18 protein-coding genes are annotated in these 18,174 nt (G+C 65.8%); 9 read left to right on the forward strand and 9 right to left on the reverse strand.

The window, feature by feature from the left end; all coding sequences use genetic code 11:
* Positions 1-255: 255 nt before the first annotated feature.
* The gene (locus GTP44_RS07565; protein WP_202412725.1) at positions 256-648 is read left to right on the forward strand and encodes an HNH endonuclease; all 393 of its coding nucleotides are present in this window, start codon (positions 256-258) and stop codon (positions 646-648) included.
* Here GTP44_RS07565 and GTP44_RS07570 read toward each other — a convergent pair whose 3' ends face one another.
* The 3 genes from GTP44_RS07570 to GTP44_RS07580 form a co-directional block, all read right to left on the reverse strand.
* Positions 649-2,856, reverse strand: a complete 2,208-nt coding sequence (locus GTP44_RS07570) for an acylase (RefSeq protein ID WP_161018951.1) — start codon at positions 2,854-2,856, stop codon at positions 649-651.
* Positions 2,857-2,874: 18 nt separating this feature from the next.
* Positions 2,875-3,714, reverse strand: coding sequence for a hypothetical protein (locus GTP44_RS07575; RefSeq protein WP_160989885.1), 840 nt, complete (start codon positions 3,712-3,714; stop codon positions 2,875-2,877).
* 206 nt (positions 3,715-3,920) lie between these two features.
* The gene (locus GTP44_RS07580) at positions 3,921-4,415 is read right to left on the reverse strand and encodes an SgcJ/EcaC family oxidoreductase (RefSeq protein ID WP_161018952.1); all 495 of its coding nucleotides are present in this window, start codon (positions 4,413-4,415) and stop codon (positions 3,921-3,923) included.
* A gap of 134 nt (positions 4,416-4,549) precedes the next feature.
* On the opposite strand from GTP44_RS07580, the gene GTP44_RS07585 reads away from it, so the two are divergent.
* The 3 genes from GTP44_RS07585 to GTP44_RS07595 are packed head-to-tail and all read left to right on the forward strand — an operon-like array spanning position 4,550 to position 7,610.
* Positions 4,550-5,323, forward strand: a complete 774-nt coding sequence (locus GTP44_RS07585; RefSeq protein WP_229256397.1) for a helix-turn-helix transcriptional regulator — start codon at positions 4,550-4,552, stop codon at positions 5,321-5,323.
* Entirely contained in the window at positions 5,320-7,140 is a 1,821-nt protein-coding gene (locus GTP44_RS07590) for a hybrid sensor histidine kinase/response regulator (protein ID WP_161018953.1), read from the forward strand. Before GTP44_RS07585 ends, GTP44_RS07590 begins: the two co-directional genes overlap by 4 nt.
* Positions 7,137-7,610 (forward strand): response regulator, encoded by a 474-nt coding sequence (locus GTP44_RS07595; protein ID WP_160989881.1) that lies wholly within the window; start codon positions 7,137-7,139, stop codon positions 7,608-7,610. The genes GTP44_RS07590 and GTP44_RS07595 overlap by 4 nt, the downstream gene beginning before the upstream one ends.
* A gap of 18 nt (positions 7,611-7,628) precedes the next feature.
* Here GTP44_RS07595 and GTP44_RS07600 read toward each other — a convergent pair whose 3' ends face one another.
* Both GTP44_RS07600 and GTP44_RS07605 read right to left on the reverse strand, forming a co-directional pair.
* Positions 7,629-7,826, reverse strand: coding sequence for a hypothetical protein (locus GTP44_RS07600; RefSeq protein ID WP_161018954.1), 198 nt, complete (start codon positions 7,824-7,826; stop codon positions 7,629-7,631).
* Positions 7,827-7,888: 62 nt separating this feature from the next.
* Positions 7,889-9,055: a 4-hydroxybenzoate 3-monooxygenase gene (locus GTP44_RS07605; protein ID WP_161018955.1), complete on the reverse strand. Its 1,167-nt coding sequence runs from the start codon at positions 9,053-9,055 to the stop codon at positions 7,889-7,891.
* 129 nt (positions 9,056-9,184) lie between these two features.
* Here GTP44_RS07605 and GTP44_RS07610 point away from each other — a divergent pair, with 129 nt between their 5' ends.
* Positions 9,185-10,075, forward strand: coding sequence for a helix-turn-helix domain-containing protein (locus tag GTP44_RS07610; RefSeq protein WP_161018956.1), 891 nt, complete (start codon positions 9,185-9,187; stop codon positions 10,073-10,075).
* An 8-nt stretch (positions 10,076-10,083) separates the two neighbouring features.
* On the opposite strand, the gene GTP44_RS07615 is transcribed toward GTP44_RS07610, so the two are convergent.
* Entirely contained in the window at positions 10,084-10,857 is a 774-nt protein-coding gene (locus GTP44_RS07615; protein ID WP_160989877.1) for an IclR family transcriptional regulator domain-containing protein, read from the reverse strand.
* A 133-nt stretch (positions 10,858-10,990) separates the two neighbouring features.
* Here GTP44_RS07615 and pcaH point away from each other — a divergent pair, with 133 nt between their 5' ends.
* Genes pcaH through pcaCD form a run of 4 tightly spaced genes read left to right on the forward strand, consistent with a single transcriptional unit; the run spans position 10,991 to position 14,899 of the window.
* Positions 10,991-11,683 carry a protocatechuate 3,4-dioxygenase subunit beta gene (pcaH, locus tag GTP44_RS07620; RefSeq protein WP_160989876.1) on the forward strand — a complete coding sequence of 231 codons (693 nt, stop codon included), beginning with the start codon at positions 10,991-10,993 and terminating at the stop codon, positions 11,681-11,683.
* A gap of 13 nt (positions 11,684-11,696) precedes the next feature.
* Positions 11,697-12,218, forward strand: coding sequence for a peptidase associated/transthyretin-like domain-containing protein (locus GTP44_RS07625; protein ID WP_161018957.1), 522 nt, complete (start codon positions 11,697-11,699; stop codon positions 12,216-12,218).
* Between the two features lie 18 nt (positions 12,219-12,236).
* Entirely contained in the window at positions 12,237-13,640 is a 1,404-nt protein-coding gene (pcaB, locus tag GTP44_RS07630; protein ID WP_161018958.1) for a 3-carboxy-cis,cis-muconate cycloisomerase, read from the forward strand.
* The gene (gene pcaCD, locus GTP44_RS07635; RefSeq protein ID WP_161018959.1) at positions 13,637-14,899 is read left to right on the forward strand and encodes a bifunctional 4-carboxymuconolactone decarboxylase/3-oxoadipate enol-lactonase PcaCD; all 1,263 of its coding nucleotides are present in this window, start codon (positions 13,637-13,639) and stop codon (positions 14,897-14,899) included. The genes pcaB and pcaCD overlap by 4 nt, the downstream gene beginning before the upstream one ends.
* Before the next feature lie 11 nt (positions 14,900-14,910).
* Here the strand turns inward: pcaCD and GTP44_RS07640 are convergent, their stop codons facing one another.
* The 3 genes from GTP44_RS07640 to GTP44_RS07650 are packed head-to-tail and all read right to left on the reverse strand — an operon-like array spanning position 14,911 to position 18,102.
* A complete protein-coding gene (locus GTP44_RS07640) occupies positions 14,911-16,083 on the reverse strand; it encodes an ABC transporter substrate-binding protein (RefSeq protein ID WP_371867173.1) in 1,173 nt (390 codons plus the stop codon).
* A gap of 25 nt (positions 16,084-16,108) precedes the next feature.
* Positions 16,109-17,074, reverse strand: a complete 966-nt coding sequence (locus GTP44_RS07645; protein WP_161018961.1) for a PDR/VanB family oxidoreductase — start codon at positions 17,072-17,074, stop codon at positions 16,109-16,111.
* Complete coding sequence (locus GTP44_RS07650; RefSeq protein ID WP_161018962.1) at positions 17,071-18,102, reverse strand: aromatic ring-hydroxylating dioxygenase subunit alpha; 1,032 nt, start codon at positions 18,100-18,102, stop codon at positions 17,071-17,073. Before GTP44_RS07650 ends, GTP44_RS07645 begins: the two co-directional genes overlap by 4 nt.
* Positions 18,103-18,174 lie beyond the last annotated feature (72 nt).

Here is an 18,174-nt window from a genome sequence, read left to right on the forward strand (position 1 = left end):
GATAGTATAGGGTATAGCAATGACCCGCACCTAGGTATATTCGTACTGGTGACGACTAATTCTTTGCGGAGTTTTGATGTTTTCGGACGGGTTTGGCCCTGCGCGCTCTAAACTTTGTATTTCCGTCTAGGGTGGATAATCGCAGAATATCGGAAGTAGAGTTTTGCCATGGCGCGGATTATAACGAAGATTTAGGGGATTTTAAGGCCGATATTCGCCGTTCGCGGGAGGCGATTTAGCTGTTAATATCCCGCCATGATCTACTTAATTATCATTGCCCTGGTGTTGGCCCTTGGCTTCGCCTACTCTATTCTGGTCGCCAGCGCCAAGCCGGTGACCGGCAGCGACTATTACAAGGTCTCCCGCGATGGCCGGGTGATGCTGTCGGCCGGCTCCAAGGTCACCGTGCTGAAACCGACGCTGTATCCGGAGGGCCTCAAGGTCAAGCTGCGCGGCGGCACCCGCGAGGGTGAGTTCTATGTGCACGACCTGGTGGCCGAGGTGTTCCTGCCGAATCCGAACAAGCTGCCGGCGGTGCGCCACCGCGACGGCAATGTGCGCAACAACCGGGTCGAGAACCTGCAATGGGTGCGGATCGAGGAGGCTGAAAATGCCGAACCCGAGCAGGTCGCGCTTCCGCAGCCCTGACTATTCACCGGGGCGATAGCGGCGCTCCAGATTTTTCTCCACATCCGCCTTGTAGAACAGGACGTCCTTGAATTCGCCGTGCGCGTACATCGCCGCCTGATCGTTGAAGTGCGGCGATGCCGGATCGCCGCTCTGGCCACCGGCCAGAATGCTGCGCGCCTTGATGCGCGGCCCGAACTCCACCGCCGCCACAAAACTGTTGCCACGTTCACCGTAAATGCGCTTGGTGGTCTGCTTCGAGGTCGGACCGTAGGCGGCCAGCGATCCCCAGTTGGCCGAGGCGAATGGCACCGGCAGGCTAGGCTTGCTGTCGTCGAAAGGCTGCACAATGTCGCCGGTCAGCCGCTGGAAGCGGTTGATTTCGCCCCACGGCGTTTGCCAGTTGCCGAAATCGGCGGTCAGTTTCGCCACCGCGCGCTCCAGCGCCTCGACGCGCTGCTGCGGCGTGACGGCGGCTTGTATGTACTCCAGCACCGGCACTTCCCGCGCCTTGGCGGCCGGCTGGCAGGTGTTCCATAAATCCTGCGCCCAGAAGACCGCCAGCGAGGTGCTGGTCGATTCCAGCGAATAGCGCATGTCCCATGCGCGCAGCGCCTTGATCTGCGGCGCCAGCGCGGCCTTGCGGTCATCGTCCGGCAGCGCATCATAGGCCTCGAACAGCTGCGGCAGCAGCGCTTCAAACGCCGGCAGTTGGGTGTCGTAGGCGGCGGCGATCAGGCTGTCGATGGTGAAGTCTTTTTTATTTTCCAGCACACGCACGGCGTGGATGCCGCGCGGGTTTTCCGGGAACACCGACATATAGGCCGGATAATCCTGCACCTTCGGGCTGTCCGGGCCGGCCGCCGTGAACGGCCAGTTGTTGGTGTTCTGTATCCAGCCATTCTTCGGATTGCGCAGCGTGATGGTTTCCTTCACCTCATGCAGTCCTTGCCACTCGGTGGCCGGATCGCTGCCATCGACCGGATGCTTCCAGTCGAAGCGCGGATCGCGGCGCGGGATGAAATTACCGTGGAAGTAAGCGATGTTGCCGTCCGCGTCCGCATATACGGTGTTGTTGGACGAATTGGTGCGCAACTCCATCGACTTGTAGAACTCTTTGTAGTTGCGCGCCTTGGTGCGGATAAAGGATTGTGTCAGCGCCTTCAGCGGCTCGTTCATCAGCCGCACCGCCACCCACTTGCCATCCTTGGCGCGCACGATCGGGCCGTGGTGGCTGTAGTAGACCCGCACCGTCTTGCTGGCCATGCCGTCCCTGGTTTTGTACGGCAGCGCGATATCGACCGCCTTCAGCGCGCGCTGTTCGCCGCCATACAGATAGAAGAACTGGCCGTCTTTTTCAGAGATGGTTTCCAGATACTCGTCGATCACGTCGCCACCGCCCGACGTGTGCATCCAGCCCACGCGGTCATTGAAACCCTGGTAGACGAAGAACTGGCCCCAGGTGACGGCGCCATAAGCATTCAGACCTTCGCTGCTCTGCACCTGTACTTCCGGCCGGAAGTAGAACGAGGTGTGCGGATTGATCATCAGCAGCGCGCGCCGGTTTCTGGTCAGCGCCGGCGCGATGGCGAAGCCGTTGGAGCCACCGGGTTCCTGGTCCAGGTCAACACCGTCACTGGACGCCATCAGCACCGGCGGCATCAGCGGCAGCTTGGCGCCGCCTTCATACAGCGCCTGCAACTGCGGGATGTCGATGGTTTCGATATCGCCGCCGATGCTGCCCTCGCTGAAGCTGAGCGCCATCCACGGCTCGAAGTGCGTCAATAGCGCGGGCTTCACGGCGGGATGCGTTTGCAGGTAGAAGTTCAAGCCATCGGCCCAGGCGTTCATCAGTTTTCTCAGCCACGCCGGCGCGACGGCGTACTGGCGCCGCAGTTCCTCGGGACTGATGAAGAGCTTCATGCGCAGGTCTTTATACAGCGCGGCCTCGCCCTCCACTTCCGCCAGACGGCCCATGGCGTTGATGAAGTTCAGCTCCACGCGGCGGAAGTCATCCTCCGCCTGCGCGTAAATCAGGCCGAACACAGCGTCGGCGTCGGTCTTGCCATAGATGTGAGGAATGCCCCATTTGTCGCGCAGGATGGTGACGCGACTGGCGGCGGCTTTCAAGCGCGCCGTTTCTCGGACCTCGGGTGCCGCCGGCGCAGCGATGGCCGCGCTCATCGCGACGAAACAAGTCAGGGCCAACGGCACGCGCAGTCGCTGCATCAATCAAACTCCCATCGGTCAGGCGCTGACGAGCTCCGAAATCCGGCGCTGCAGCACCGTGATCTCTTCCAGCAGGGCGGCGTTCTTCTCGCGCAGCGCGGCGTTTTCCGCGCGCAGTTCCTGCACGTCCATCGGCATGTCGCCGTAGTCGGCCGGCGCGGCCTTCGGCTCTTTCGGCTCCTTGGCCGGACGCGTGGCGGCGCGCATTTCCCGCACTTCCTTGGCGGCCTTCTGCAATTCCTTCTTGCCGCCGGCGACCGCCGCCAGTTGCGCCTCCTCCGACAGCGAGGCCACGGTGGCCGCCGCGTTAATCGAGATGGTGCCGGCGCGAACCGCCTCCACCAACTCCGGTGTCGCCGTTTTCTGGATTTTTTCAATCTGGCCGATGGTCGCGCTGCTCAGGCGCGCGGCGCGGGCGATGTCCTCGCGCGAGGCCAGCGGCATGGCGGCCGGCTTCTTGGCCGGGGCCTCGCCGTCTTCCGGCGGCGCGATCTTGGCGTCTTCGGCGGCCGCCTCGGCGGCCATCTCCAGCGCGCGGGCGGTCATGATTTCCTTCTTGCGCAGCGCCAGCACGCCGCGCTGGAAGTCGGAAATGCTGCGGCGACCGAGGTTGTTATCGATCATCCACAGCTTGACATCCTCCAGGCTGCGGAAGCTGGTGTTTTCAATCGCCTTGAATGGAATGCCGTGTTGCTGGCAGATCTGGTAGCGGTTATGACCATCCACCAGCACGTCCTCCCACAGCACCAGCGCGTCGCGACAGCCTTCGGTCAGGATGCTGCGCTCCAGCGCCTGATATTCGCTCTCCGTCAGCGGCTCGATATAAGCGCGCAACGTCTCGTTAATTTTGATTTGCATAGCTTTCCTTGAATTGCCTGCGCGGGCCCCGCCCGAACGCCATCCGGCATGCTACACCATCCGGCCGCCGGCCAAAAGTGTGACATGCCGGATGGTTACTAAGGCAATTTTAAGAAACAGCTATTACTATCTGATCCAGTCAAACGTGCTTTCTCCGCAAATTGACCCAAAGCCCCGACAGGTTCCCCGCCTGGCGGGGCTTTGTTTTAGTGGGCCGCCACTTCCGGCATCGCCGACGAGTGGTGGTTCAAAATCTTCCAGCCGCCATCGATTTTCTTGTACACGTAGGTGTAGCGCGCCTGCACGTGCTGCGTCTTGCCGTCCTTGGTCAGCTTGAAGGTGTAGACACCGGTGTCCAGCGCCGATTCATTGCCCAACAGGCGAATCTGGCGATAGTTGATGGTGCCCACCGGCTGCATCTTGAGGAACTTGACAAAATAGTCCTTGATGCCGGCCGGCGTGCTGCGCACTTCGTTCGACACGGTCGGCTCCAGCACCCCATCCGGCGCATATAGCGCGGCCACCTGGGCGGCGTCGCCGGTGGCCAGCGCCGCGTTCCAGCGATCGAACAGCGCGGCGATTTCCGCTTCACGCTTGTCGGCCGGGGCTTGCGCCACTTCGGCATAGAATTTCGGCGCGCCGTCGGCGTGGGCGACTGCGGCGGAAGCGGCCAGGACCAGGGAAATCAGGATACGTTTCATAAGGACTCCAATAGTGGTTGCGTCGATTCGGCGAGCGAAAGTGCCGCCGATGAAGCCAGTATGCGGCGCCGGCGCATGTTGAAAATCTGCCGCATGGGGATGGCGGCATACGCCGAATGGCATATAATTTATTCATGACGACCACCACTACGTTCACGCCGGACAGCGCGCGCGCCGCCCGCAGCCGCTACCGGGAAATCGAAAGCAGCGCCGCCCGCTGGCGCCTGCTGGCCGACGCCGCACTTATCGCCGCCGAGGAAGGCCGGCGGCCGGCCGCGCTGGCGTCGATCCTGGCCAAGGCGCTGGCCTTTCTGTCGCTAGAGGACGGCGTGCTGATGCTGCTGCACGACGACGCGCTGCAAGTGTGCGCCAGCCAGGGGCCGGTGCCGCCGGCCGGCGCGCGCCTCGCCTACACGGCGGCGATGCAGATGGCGCTGCAACCGGGGCCGCAAGCGCCGCTGGTGCGGCAAGACATCGTCAGTCCGCTGCGCATCGGCCGCGAACAACGCGTCGGGCTGGAGGTGCTGGTGCCGCTGTGCCTCGAAGGCAGGCAGCGCGGCATCCTGGCCCTGCTCAGCGCCCACGCCGCGCCGCAACCGAACGCCGACGATCTGACCACGCTACAGGCCCTGGGCACGCTGCTGGCGGCGCTGCTGACCGGGCCGGGCCAGAATCCGGCGCGCACGCCGGCGCCGGAAGCCGCCGCCCTGTTGAAGGCACTGACGCCGCGCGAGCTGCAAGTGTTCGCGCTGCTGCCCAGCGGCGGCACCAATGCCGACATCGGCGAACAGCTGGGCATCGCCGCCGGCACGGTCAAAGTACATATCGAACGCATTCTGCACAAGCTGGACCTGCGCGACCGCACGCAGGCGGCGGTGCGCGCCGCCGACTGCGGGCTCGGTGCATGAGCGCCCCGCTGCATCCGCGCCACTGGTCGCTCGGCGTCAAGGTCGGGATGATCGTGACGGCCTCGCTGGTGCTGCTGCTCGGCTCCGCCCTCACCAGCTACACGCTGGAACGCAACACCGCCGCCGCCACCGCCGAAATGCTGCGCACCATGCAGACGCAGGCCGACATCCAGCGCCTGCACACACAGATCGCCGAGGCGGCGACCGGCGTGCGCGGCTACCTGCTGACCGGGCGCGACGACTTCCTGACGCCATACAGCGTGGCCGCCCGGCAGTTGCCGGCCACGCTGGCCAGCCTCGAAGATAAAGTCAGCGATGCCGACCAGCGCGCCAGCCTGCGGCGCATCCGCCCGCTGCTGGAATCCAAGCTGGCCAGCCTGGACGTGATGCGCGGCCAGCGCAACGCCAGCGCGGCCGAGTTGCAGCAGCACCTGTTGAGCAGCAAGCAGATTCTCGACCAGCTGCGCGCCGAAATCGCCGTCATGAACGCGCGCGAGGCTGAGCTGGTGGCACAGCGCACCGCCGCGCTGCAAGGCGCCTCCAACCGCAACCTGTGGATGACGATCACCGTGGTGGCGGCCGGCCTGGCCGGCACGCTGGCGACGCTGGCGTTCACCATCGGCCTGGTGCGGCGGGTGCGGCTGGCGGTGGAAAACGCCGAGCGTCTGACCAGCGACCAGCCGCTCAAGCCCACGCCGGCCAACACCGATGAACTGGGCCAGCTGGCCGAACGCCTGCACCAGGCCTCGGTGTTGCTGGCCGGGCGCGCGTCCGCCGCGCAGGCGGCCAGCCAGGCCAAGACCGCCTTCCTGGCGCGCACCAGCCACGAGCTGCGCACGCCGCTGAACGCGATTCTCGGCTACGCGCAATTGCTGGAGGCGGGCCTGCGCGCGCCGCGCGAGCGCGAACACGCCGAGCATATCCGCCAGGCCGGCCAGCATCTGCTGTCGCTGATCGATGAAGTGCTGGACATCGGCCGCATCGAAGCCGGCAAGCTGACGCTGAACTGCGCGCCGGTGGCGCTGGCGCCGCTGGTGGCCGAGGCGCTGACGCTGATGGCGCCGATGGCGCAGCAACGCAACGTGCAGCTATGCGCCGCCGTCATCGGCGACACGGTGGCGGTGATGGCCGACCGTCAGCGCCTGCTGCAAGTGATGCTCAATCTGCTGTCCAACGCGATCAAATACGGCGGTGGCGCCGACGTCGCCGTCGTGCAGGCCGACGACGTGGTCAGCCTGCACATCGACGACGATGGTCCCGGCATCGCGCCCGAGATGCGGGCGCGCCTGTTCACGCCATTCGACCGGCTGGGCGCGGAGCGCGGCAAGGCCGAAGGCGCGGGCCTGGGCCTGACCGTGTCGAAGGCGCTGATCCAGGCCATGCAGGGCGACCTGCGATACAGCGCCAAGGCGCCGCGCGGCAGTCGCTTCACGCTGACGCTGGCCATGGCCGACACCAACGCCAGCGCCAGCGCGCCAGGTCCGGACAGCGGCCCGCCGGCGCCCGCCGACGCCGCGCCTGAAACCAGCACCATCACCCATCGCCTGCTGTGTATCGACGACGATGCCGCCACGCGGGTGCTGGTCGCCACGCTGCTCCGACGCCGGCCGCACTGGCGGCTGGACACCGCTGCGGACCGCGCCAGCGGCCTGGCGCAGCTGCGCGCCAACCGCCCCGACCTGCTGCTGACCACCGCCGCGCTGGCGGACGACGAGCTGCGCGCGGCCGCATCGGCGACGACGCTGGCCCTGCTCGACAAGCCGCTGAACGTGCCCGCCTTCTACGCCCTGCTGGACGCCACGGAGAAACCAACATGATGGAAAATGAAGTACTGGCCTCGCGCATCCTGATCATCGACGATCAGCCGGCCAATTTGCGCTTGCTGGAAGACCTGTTCATCGGCGAAGGCCTGACCAACGTGGTCGGCACCACCGACGCCAAGACCGCGCTCGATCTCTACACCGCCTTCGACCCGGACCTGATCGTGCTCGATCTGATGATGCCCGATCTGGATGGATACGCGGTGCTGGAACGCCTGAAGCGGCGCGGCGACCCGTATGACTTCCGCCCGGTGCTGGTGATCACCGCCGACGCCACGGCGGAAGCCAAGCGTCGTTCGCTGGCGCTCGGCGCCAAGGACTTCCTGACCAAGCCATTCGATACGCTGGAAGCGATGCTGCGCGTGTGGAACCTGCTGGAAACGCGCGTGCTGTACAAGCGCCTGCAAGCGCTGGCGCCAAAAGAAGACCTGGCGCCGCAAAGCTATCGCGGCCGCCAGGCGTCATAACAGATTACTGCTTACTGTTTATTGTTTATTGGCCGCCTTGGCGGCGGCCTTGATATCGGCGCAGGACATCGGCTTGCCGTTGCGGGCCGCGTCGGCCTCCAACTGCTGGCAGCCCTGATAGTTATGCCAGAACACCAGCACATAGCCGGCCACGCCGAGCACCACCGCCACCATGGCCGCCGCCAGAATCACCTTCGTCGTTTTTTCAGACGCCATTTCACCAACCCGTTCAACAAAGAGCGCCATGTTAGCACGCCCTCGTTGTGGGCAGAGGAGGATCAGAATGCGCCGACGTAGTTCTCCGCCAGCGCGGTCGACATCGCGCGCGAGCTGACCACGCATTCCAGCTCGGCGCGCCGCACCTCGCGTTCAAACGGGGTGGCGTCGGCAAAGGTGTGCAGCATGCTGGTCATCCACCACGAGAAGTACTCGGCGCGCCAGATGCGCTTCAGCGCCGCCGCCGTGTAGCCTTGCAGGCGCTCGTCGCGGCCTTCGCGGTAGAACTGCTCCAGCCCCTGGGCCAGCAGGTTCACGTCCGACACCGCCAGGTTCATGCCCTTGGCGCCGGTCGGCGGCACAATGTGAGCGGAGTCGCCGGCCAGGAACAGGCGGCCCGCCTGCATCGGCGTCGACACAAAACTGCGCATGCCGATGATGTTCTTCTGGAAGATGCGGCCTTCGTTGACGCGCCAGCCATCGTTGTTCTCCAGTCGGGTGTGCAACTCGGCCCAGATGCGGTCGTCCGACCAGTTGTCGACGTGATCGGCCGGATCGCACTGGAAGTACAGTCGTTGGATAGTAGGCGTGCGGGTACTGATCAGCGCAAAGCCACGTTCATGCTGCGCATAGATCAACTCTTCCGACGACGGCGCCGATTCGACCAGGACGCCGAACCATCCGAAGCCATAATTGCGCTGGAAGTCCTGGCGGCCCTGTTGCGGCATCGCCGGCCGCGCCACGCCGTGATAACCGTCGCAGCCGATGACAAAATCGGCCTCGATGCGCGCCGCCTCGCCGCGATGGACAAAGCTGACCGCCGGCGTGGTGGTGTCCACATCGTGCAGCGCCACATCGGTCACCTCGAACAGCAACTGGCCCTGCGCCGCCAGACGCGCCGCCACCAGGTCCTTGATCACCTCATGCTGCGGGTAGACCGTGATCGCCTTGCCGGTCAATCCGGTCAGGTCGATACGGTGACGCTGGCCGCCGAAGGCCAGATCGAAACCGTGGTGCAGCGCGCCCTCGGCCTCCATGCGCGCGCCGACGCCGGCGTTTTTCAGAATGTCCATGGTGCCCTGCTCCAGCACCCCGGCGCGGATGGTCGCCTCGATATCCTCGCGGCTGCGCGATTCCAGCACGACCGATTCAATGCCATTCAGATGCAGAAGATGGGATAGCAGCAGGCCCGCTGGGCCGGCGCCGATGATGGCTACCTGGGTACGCATGGTGTCTCCGTTATTTTGGTTGGAATGTGCAACCATCGTAGCGTCGGCCGGGCGCGAAAAAAATGGATGAAACTGGATAAAACTTGTACTATTTTGACAGTCATCACTTTTCCCTCGGGCGCCGCCACCATGAACCGCAAGCTTGCCCCCGCATCGCCGGACGTTCCCCAGTTTGCCCTTTACGGCGAGCAAGAAAAAGGCGGAAACGCGGAATTCGTCCACATCGAGCTGATTGAAACGCGCAGCCGCGTCCACCATTGGCACATCGACAATCACACCCACAGCGGCCTGTTTCAGGTACTTTTTCTGCTGGGCGGCGAGGTGCGCGCCAGCATCAACGGCGCGCTGTGGGAATGCGACGCCCCCACCGTCATCACCATCCATCCGTCGGTGGTGCACGGCTTCGACTTCTCGGCCGAGGCGCACGGCTACGTGCTGACGGTGGACCAGAACGTGGTGTTCGCGCTGGCGGAAAACCACGGCGACCTGTACTCGTCGCTGTTCGTCGAGCCGCTGGCGATCGACCTCGGAAGCGTGCCGGAGCTGCGCGCCCGGCTCGAATCGCTGTTGGAAAACCTGCTGACCGAAGCCGCCTGGCCACAGTACGGCCACACGCTGATGCTGGAATGGCTGGCGCGCAGCGCCCTGCTGCTGCTGGTGCGGCTGCACGCCGAGCGGCGCTTCGCCGACCAGTCGGGCCGCAGCGAGTTTGAGCTGTTCAGCCGCTTCCGCGCCGAAGTCGAACGGCATTACAAGGAACAGTGGCAGGTCGGCCAATATGCCGAAACGCTGCGGGTGACGCCGACGCGCCTCAACCGGCTATGCCTCAAGCTGTCCGGCAAATCGGCGTTCGACATCACCCAGGACCGGCTGATGCTGGAAGCCTGCCGCAAGCTGACCTATCTGCCGGCCAGCATCGCCAGTGTGGCGTATGAACTGGGCTTTCAGGACCCGGCCTACTTCAGCCGCCTGTTCAAGAAGCGCATGGGCCGCACGCCCAAGCAGTTCCGCGCCGGCTGAGCGGCGCCTCACAGCAGCGCGCTCAGCTCCACCTGGATCTTGATCAGCGCCGGCAGGCAGCGCTCCACCATCTGCTCCAGCGGCATGCGGCCGGCGTGCACGCTAATGTTCATCGCCGCCACCACCTCGCCGCGGAAATTCTTCAGCGGCACGGCGATGGTGCGCAGGCCCAGCTCCAGCTCCTGATCGACCAGCGCATAGCCCTGCGCGCGGGCGCGGGCGATCTCCATCGCCAGACGCTCGCGGTGGACGATGGTGTGCTCGGTGATGCGTTCCGGCTCGGCGCGCGCCAGAAAGGCGTCCAGCTGCGCCTGCGGCAGATGCGCCAGCAACACGCGGCCATTGGCGGTGCAGTAGGCCGGCACGCGGGTGCCCGGTTGCAGCGTCACCGACACCAGCTGGCCGGCGCTGACCGCCGCCACGCACACCAGCTGGTCGTGATCCAGCACGCCGGCCGATGCCGCCTCGCCGACCGAATAGGCCAGCCGGTACAGCAAGGGCTGGACGATGCGCGGCAGCCGCGCCGAATGCAGGTAGGATTGCCCCAGCCGCAGCACCATCGGCGTCAGCGCGAACTGCTTGTTCTCGTGGCGCATATAGCCCAGGTGCGTCAGCGTGATCAGGTAGCGGCGCGCGGCGGCGCGTGTCAGGCCGGTGCGCTCGGCCACCTCGGCGATGGTCAGGCGGCTGCGCTCCTGGTCAAAGGCGGCGATCACCTGCAGGCCTTTTTCAAGGCCGGCCACGATGTCGCGCTGCGCGGGAGTGTCGTCTGTCGGGTCCATCGATGCAGAAAAATGGTGATTTGTGCGAGTATCGCACATTTTGTGCGAATAGCGCATGCCGCCCGTAGTCGCCCCATTGCCGTGCCGCCGGGCTTTTCCTACCATGGCCGATACATAACCACAGGAGACAGCCTTGAAATTTGACGCCATCGAGCCCGGTGTGTATCCGGAGCTGATCTACCCACCGTACAAATCCACCGTCAAGCGCGGCCCGCGACAGCCGCTGCTGCGCATCCGCGCCGAGCAGCCGGTGCGGGACAACCTGGTGCCGTCGCCGCGCATCCTGCTGCCGAACGACACCGACCTGACGGCGCACGGCAACGGCCAGCCGCTGGGCGAGAAAATCGTCGTCACTGGCCGCGTGGTCGATGAGGACGGCCAGCCGGTGCGCAACTCGCTGCTGGAAGTCTGGCAGTGCAACGCGGCCGGCCGCTACTGGCACAAGAAGGACCAGCACGACGCCCCGCTCGACCCCAACTTCTACGGCCTGGGCAAGATGATGACCGATAACGATGGCCGCTACCGCTTCGTCACCATCAAGCCCGGTCCCTACCCGTGGGGCAATCACGACAAGGCCTGGCGTCCGGCGCACATCCACTTCTCATTGTTCGGCAATGTGTACGCGCAGCGGCTGGTGACGCAGATGTACTTCCCCAGCGATCCGCTGTTCGACTACGACCCGATCTTCCAGAGCATTCCGGACCTGGCCGCGCGCCAGCGCCTGATCTCACGCTATAGCCTGGAACATACCGACAGCGACAAGATGCTCGGCTATGAATTCGACATCGTGCTGCGCGGCCGCGACGCCACGCCTTTCGGCATCTGAAGGAAACCATCACATGACCAACATCACCACCTCGCAGACCATCGGCCCGTTCTCGCACGAAGCATGGCAGTGGGCGGCCGACGCCAGCGCCGCCGGCACCCTGCAAACCAGCGCGCCCACCATCACCATCAGCGGCACGATTTACGACGGTGACGGCACGCCGATCAACGACGCCCAGATCGAAGCCTGGCAGCCAGCGGCGGCCAGCGCCGAAGCGGCGCAAGCGCTGCCTGGCTTCCGCCGCGTGCCGAGCGGCGAAAAGGGAGAATTCAGCCTGCGCCTGTCGCAACCGGCGGCGCCCACCAGCGGCGAACCGGCAACGTTCATCACCGTGTTTGCGCGCGGCCTGGTCAAGCACCAGTTCACCGCCGTGTTCCTGGAGGACGACAGCGGCCTGGCGCAATCTGCGATACTGGCGCAGGTGCCCGAACAACGGCGCCCTACCCTGATCGCCCGCAAAACCGCCGCCGGCGTTTATCATTGGGATATCTGGATGCAGACCGATAAGGAAACCGCATTCTTCGACTATGTGTGACCTGCCAGCGGAGTTCTCTTGAGCGTATCGATCTTCGACAGTTTCCTCACCACGCAGGACATGATCGCCGTGTTCGACGACGCGGCCATCGTGCAAGGCATGCTGCGCTTCGAACAGGCGCTGGCGGCGGCGCAGGCCGAGCAAGGCATGCTGCCGGCGGCGGCGGCGCGCGCCATCGCCGGCGTCTGCAAGGCCCAGCTGTATGACATTCCCGCCATCGTCGGCGCCGGCCGCCGCGCCGGCAGCCTGGCGATTCCACTGGTGCGCGAGCTGACCCGCACCGTCGCGCTGTACGACGCCGAGGCGGCGGCGCGCGTGCACTGGGGCAGCACCAGCCAGGACGTGATCGACACCGCCATGGTGCTGGCCACGCGCGACGCGCTGCGGCTGCTGGACGACGGCCTGCACCAGCTGTGCGGCCACCTGCTGCAACTGGCGGCGCGGCACAGCGCCACACCGGTGCTGGCGCGCACGCTGATGCAGCCGGCGCAGGTCAGCAGCTTCGGTTTCAAAGTGGCCGGCTGGCTGGCGCCGCTGCTGCGCGCCCGCGCGCGACTGCGCGACTGCGCGGCGCGCGCGCTGCAACTGCAACTGGGCGGCGCGGTCGGCACGCTGTCGGTGATGGGCGAGCAAGGCGCGGCCGTGGCGGCGCGCGTGGCGGCCGACCTGGGACTGAAACTGGCCGACGCCACCTGGCACACCCAGCGCGACGAATGGGTGCGCCTGGGCCTTGAAGTGGCGGTCCTCAGCGGCAGCATGGGCAAGATCGCCACGGACCTCAGCCTGATGGCGCAAGGCGAAATCGCCGAACTGGCCGAACCTTCGGGCAATGGCCGTGGCGGTTCTTCCGCCATGCCGCACAAGCGCAATCCGGTATCGGCCATGATCGCGCTGGCCGCCGCCACGCGCGCGCCGCAGCACGCCGCCGCGCTGCTGGCCAGCATGGGACAGCAGCACGAACGTGGGCTCGGCAACTGGCAGGCGGAATTGGCCGAATGGCCGCAGCTATTCCTCAGCGCCCACGGCGCGTTGCAGGCGTTGAACGAGGCCTTCGCCGGCCTGGTGGTGGACCCGGACCGCATGCGCCGCAATATCGACGCGCTGCAAGGACTGGTGTTCGCCGAAGCCGCATCGGCCGCGCTGGCCGTCGCCATCGGCCGCCCGGCCGCGCACCAGTTGCTGGAAAAAATGAGCGCGGACACCCTCGCCAGCGGGCGCCAACTGGCCGACGTACTGGCCGACGCCGTGCGCGCGGACCCGCAACTGAACGAAAAAATCGACCTGCCCGCGCTGGCCGCGCTATTCGACCCGGCCACCGCCGCCGAGCCGGCGCGCCGCCTGGCCGCGCGGCAGCTGGCCGGCCTGCGCGAGCAGAACGCCGCATTTAACGCCTATCCATTCCATCACAGGACGAACGCATGAGTTTTGATCCCATCGACCACGATTTCGAGCGTGGCCTGAACCAGCGCCGCGCCATCCTCGGCGACGCCTGGGTTGACAAGTCGCTCGGCAACGCCAACAGCTTCAACGCCGAGTTCCAGAACATGATCACCCGCTTCGCGTGGAACGAGATCTGGGGACGTCCCGGCCTCGATCAGAAAACCCGGCGCGCGATGGTGCTGTCGACCACGATCGCCCTCGGGCGCTGGGAAGAGTTCGACCTGCACGTGCGCGCCGCCCTGCTGGGCCAGGACGCCAACCGCCTGACGCCGGACGAGTTGAAGGAAGTGCTAATGCAGTCGGCCATCTACGCCGGCGTACCGGCCGCGAACACCGCCTTCACCCACGCGCTGGCCATCCTGCGCGAAGTCGGCCCGCAGATCGGTTACGAACTGTACGCGGCCACGCCGGCCGGTGCCTGCCATCCCGGCGTCGGCCGCGAAGGCCGCAGCAGCAGCGGCACGGCACTGCACTACACCGTGCGCGAACCGCGCAGCGGCAAGGCGCCGCGCCACACGGTGGTGCTAAGCCACGCGCTAGGCTGCGACCTGACCATGTGGGACGCGCTGGCCACCGAACTGGCGCAAGACTGCCGCGTGATCACCTACGACCATCGCGGCCATGGCAGCTCGGACGCGCCGGCGGGACTGTACGACATGGCCGATCTGGCCGACGACGCCGCCGCGCTGCTGCGCGAACTCGATACCGGGCCGGTGGTCTGGGTTGGCCTGTCGATGGGCGGCATGGCCGGCCAGGAACTGGCGCTGCGCCACCCGTCGCTGGTGCGGGCGCTGGTGCTGGCCAACACCACCTCCGCCTATCCGGAAGCGACGCGCGAGGTCTGGCGCCAGCGCATCGCCACCGTGCGCGAGCAAGGCATTGAAGCGATCGCCGACGCGGTGATGGGCCGCTACTTCCACGACGGCTTCCGCGGCGAGCACGCGGCCACGGTGGCGCGCTTCCGCCGCCGCCTGGTCAGCACCGGCAAGGAAGGCTACATCGGTTGCTGCAACGCGGTGGGCAATGTCGACACCACGGCGCGGCTGGGCGCCATCGCCGTGCCGGTGCTGGTGGTGGCGGGAGAAATGGATCAGGGCACGCCGGTCAGCATGGCGCAAACGCTGCAACAGGCCATTCCCGGCGCCGCGCTGACGGTGCTGGCCGAGGCCTCTCACCTGTCGGCGATTGAACAGCCGGCGGCGTTTGCGGCAACCGTCACCGCCTTCATCGCCGGCCTGTAAGGACAGGCGAATTACACGCCCGGGTCGCGCACCTTGTCGACCTGGTCGAACTCGATGTTGTAGTACGAGCCGGCGCTGGCTTCCGCCTTGCGGATGTAGACGGTCTGCACGATGTCGCGGGTGGCGGCATCGATGCTGACCGGCCCGCGCACGCTGGTCCAGGCCACGCCCTTCATCGCGGCCAGCAGCTTGTCGCCGTTGCTGTCGCCGTTGGTCTGCTTCAGCGCGTGGTACAGCAGGTGCATGCCGTCATACGCGCCGACCGAATGGAAGTTCGGCCGCATGCCGGGATTGGCCTTGCTGAACGCCTCCACATACGCCTTGTTCTCGGCCGATGCATGCGCCGCCGAATAATGGTGGCTGCTGACCACGCCCACCGACGCCGGGCCGATGCTGGCCATCAGATCATCATCCAGCACGTCGCCGGTGCAGATCAGGCGCACGCCGGCGGCGGCCAGGCCGCGCTCGGTGAACTGCTTCAGCACCGCCGCGCCCTCGCCCGATGGCACGAACACGAACAGCGCATCCGGTTTCAGATCCCTGACGCGCGCCAGGAACGGCGCATAGTCCGGATTGCGGAGCGGCGCGCGCAACGTGTCCACCACCTTGCCGCCACCTTCGGTAAAGCCCTTGACGAACACTTTTTCCGCATCCAGCCCCGGCCCGTAGTCGCTCACCAGCGTGACCACGCTTTTGATCTTGCTCTTGCCGGCCCATTGCGCCAGCGGCGCCGTCACCTGCGCCAGCGTAAAGCCGGTGCGCACGATGTACGGGGAGCGCTGCGGAATCGACGACGTGGCGGCGGCCATGACGATCATCGGCACCTTGGCCTGGGTCGCCACCGGCGCGGCGGCGAAGGCCAGCGGTGTCAGGCCGAAGCCGGCCAGCACCTGCACCTTGTCGCGCGCCACCAGCTCCTGCGCCAGGCGCTTGGTGACGTCCGGCGCCACGCCGCCATCGTCCTTCAGCAGAATCTCGACCGGGCGGCCAGCCACGCTGGCGCCGTTCTGCTGGATGAACAGTTTGACGGCGGCATCGATCTGGCGGCCGGTTGAGGCGAACGGGCCGGACATCGGCACGATCAGCCCGACCTTCAACGGCTCGGCGGCGCGCGCCACGACCGGCAGAACGCCGGCCGACAGCGCGGCGGCGCCCAGCACCAACTGGCGACGTTGTTGATTCATAGTTCCTGGCATGGTGTCTCCTTTTTTATAAGTCCAGCGTCAGCATGGCGGTTTTGGAACGGGAACAGCAAGGGGTGAACTGGTCGTTGGCGGCCTGCTCGGCTTCCTCCAGATAAAGGTCACGATGATCGGGCACGCCGTCCAGCACGCGCGTCAGGCAGGTGCCGCACACACCCTGCTCGCAGGACGCCGGAATGAACACGCCGGCGTCGTTCAGAACACGCAGCACGGTGCTGTCGGCCGGAATGGTGTACACCTTGCCGCTCGACGCCAGCTTGACCTCGAACGGCTGGTCGCCACCGGCGGCCGGCGCGACAGCTGCGCCGAAGTATTCCAGGTGTACCTGCTCCTGCGGCCAGTCGTGCGCCTTGGCGCATCCCTTGACGTAATCGATGAATCCCTGTGGCCCGCACAGGTAGATATGCGTGCCCCGGTCCAGCCCCGCCAGCAATGCGGGCAAGTCCAGCTTTTGCGCGGCGTCGCCGCTGTCGTAGTGGAAGTGCACCTGCGGCGCGAACGCCGACGCCGCGATGCGATCGCGGAAGGCGGCGCGCTCCGGCGAACGCGCACAGTAATGCATCTCGAACGGCGCGCCCTGCGCCGACAAGGCCTCCGCCATCGCCAGCACCGGCGTGACGCCGATGCCGCCGGCCAGCAGCAGGCTGCGCGACGCCTCGGCCAGCGGGAAGTGATTTTTCGGTGCGCTGATTTGCAGCGTGGCGCCGGTCTGCACCTGCTCGTGCATCGCCCGCGAGCCGCCGCGCGACGCCGGGTCGCGCAGCACGCCGATCAGATAGCGGTGACGTTCATGCGGCGGATTGCACAGCGAATACTGGCGCACCAGGCCATCGCCCACATGCACGTCGATATGCGCACCGGCGGTGAACGGCGGCAGCTCGGCGCCGTTCACGCTCACCAGCTCATAACTGCAAATGTCCTCCGCCTCATTGCACCGCTGCGCCACGCGCACCTGCAACAGGGCCGTGCTCATGACGCGCTCTCTTTCGCCATCCACTGATCCAGCAGACGGCGCGACTGCACGCCGCCGGCGTCGATGTTCAGCATCAGCAGCTTGCGTTCGGGGTGGCGCAAGATGTTGGCCTGCTGCTGCTCCAGCATTTCGCGGTCCTCGCCGAAGATCTTGCCCTGGCCTTCGCGGATGGTGTCGGTGAGCGCCTTGTCTTCCGGCTTGAAGTTGCGCGCCATGCCCCAGAAGTACCAGTGTGAGGTCGCCGTTTCCGGCGTGATGAAGTCAACCACGATGCTGGATGCCTTGAACTCCGGCGGCGCGTCGTAACCGCCCCTGCCGGCGTGCGCCACGCCCACTTCGATCATCACATGGCTGGGCGGCGAGAAACGGCAGATCTGCCAGCGGTCGACCGGCACATCGTCCGCCAGGCCGTTACCGCGCAGCGCGGCGCGCCAGAACGGCGGTGCCATGATGTTTTCCATGAAGCGGCTGGTGATGACTTCCTCGCCCTCCACCCGCGTGTTGACCGGCGCCTCGTCGATTTCCTTCTGGCCGATGCTCGACGCGTGCACATAGGTCTCGTGCGTCAGGTCCATCAGGTTGTCGATCATCAGGCGGTACTCACAGTTAATGTGATACAGGCCGCCGCCGTAAGCCCATTCCGGATTGTCGGCCCACTCCAGATGGTGAATCAGCGCCGGATCGGCCAGTTCCTGGTCGCCGGTCCAGACCCAGACGAAGCCATAGCGCTCAACCACCGGGAAGCTGCGAATGCACGGAAAGCCGCGCACGCGCTGGCCCGGCATGCTGATCACCTTGCCGTCGCAGCCCATCTCCAGCCCATGGTAGCCGCACACCAGCTGACCGTCGCGCACAAAGCCCAGCGACAGCGGCGCGCCACGATGCGGACAGAAGTCCTCCACCGCCGCGACCTTGCCTTCGGGCCCGCGATAAAACACGATTTTTTCGCCGCAGATCTGGCGGCCCAGCGGCTTGCCGTCGATTTCGTCAGGGGTGCAGGCCACATACCAGGTATTTTTCGGGTACATCACGTCTCCTTATTCATTTTTATATTCAGTGCACTGAATGTTGTAAAGTATAGGCGCTAAAATCTGAAAGTA

The organism is Duganella lactea (assembly GCF_009857505.1).
Lineage (GTDB): Bacteria > Pseudomonadota > Gammaproteobacteria > Burkholderiales > Burkholderiaceae_D > Rugamonas > Rugamonas lactea.

What these genes read in the sequence shown, in the direction of transcription:
- GTP44_RS07565 (WP_202412725.1), top strand. Translation starts at nt 256, where the DNA reads ATGATCTACTTAATTATCATTGCCCTGGTGTTGGCCCTTGGCTTCGCC.
- GTP44_RS07570 (WP_161018951.1), bottom strand. Translation starts at nt 2,856, where the DNA reads ATGCAGCGACTGCGCGTGCCGTTGGCCCTGACTTGTTTCGTCGCGATG.
- GTP44_RS07575 (WP_160989885.1), bottom strand. Translation starts at nt 3,714, where the DNA reads ATGCAAATCAAAATTAACGAGACGTTGCGCGCTTATATCGAGCCGCTG.
- GTP44_RS07580 (WP_161018952.1), bottom strand. Translation starts at nt 4,415, where the DNA reads ATGAAACGTATCCTGATTTCCCTGGTCCTGGCCGCTTCCGCCGCAGTC.
- GTP44_RS07585 (WP_229256397.1), top strand. Translation starts at nt 4,550, where the DNA reads ATGACGACCACCACTACGTTCACGCCGGACAGCGCGCGCGCCGCCCGC.
- GTP44_RS07590 (WP_161018953.1), top strand. Translation starts at nt 5,320, where the DNA reads ATGAGCGCCCCGCTGCATCCGCGCCACTGGTCGCTCGGCGTCAAGGTC.
- GTP44_RS07595 (WP_160989881.1), top strand. Translation starts at nt 7,137, where the DNA reads ATGATGGAAAATGAAGTACTGGCCTCGCGCATCCTGATCATCGACGAT.
- GTP44_RS07600 (WP_161018954.1), bottom strand. Translation starts at nt 7,826, where the DNA reads ATGGCGTCTGAAAAAACGACGAAGGTGATTCTGGCGGCGGCCATGGTG.
- GTP44_RS07605 (WP_161018955.1), bottom strand. Translation starts at nt 9,055, where the DNA reads ATGCGTACCCAGGTAGCCATCATCGGCGCCGGCCCAGCGGGCCTGCTG.
- GTP44_RS07610 (WP_161018956.1), top strand. Translation starts at nt 9,185, where the DNA reads ATGAACCGCAAGCTTGCCCCCGCATCGCCGGACGTTCCCCAGTTTGCC.
- GTP44_RS07615 (WP_160989877.1), bottom strand. Translation starts at nt 10,857, where the DNA reads ATGGACCCGACAGACGACACTCCCGCGCAGCGCGACATCGTGGCCGGC.
- GTP44_RS07625 (WP_161018957.1), top strand. Translation starts at nt 11,697, where the DNA reads ATGACCAACATCACCACCTCGCAGACCATCGGCCCGTTCTCGCACGAA.
- pcaCD (WP_161018959.1), top strand. Translation starts at nt 13,637, where the DNA reads ATGAGTTTTGATCCCATCGACCACGATTTCGAGCGTGGCCTGAACCAG.
- GTP44_RS07640 (WP_371867173.1), bottom strand. Translation starts at nt 16,083, where the DNA reads ATGAATCAACAACGTCGCCAGTTGGTGCTGGGCGCCGCCGCGCTGTCG.
- GTP44_RS07645 (WP_161018961.1), bottom strand. Translation starts at nt 17,074, where the DNA reads ATGAGCACGGCCCTGTTGCAGGTGCGCGTGGCGCAGCGGTGCAATGAG.
- GTP44_RS07650 (WP_161018962.1), bottom strand. Translation starts at nt 18,102, where the DNA reads ATGTACCCGAAAAATACCTGGTATGTGGCCTGCACCCCTGACGAAATC.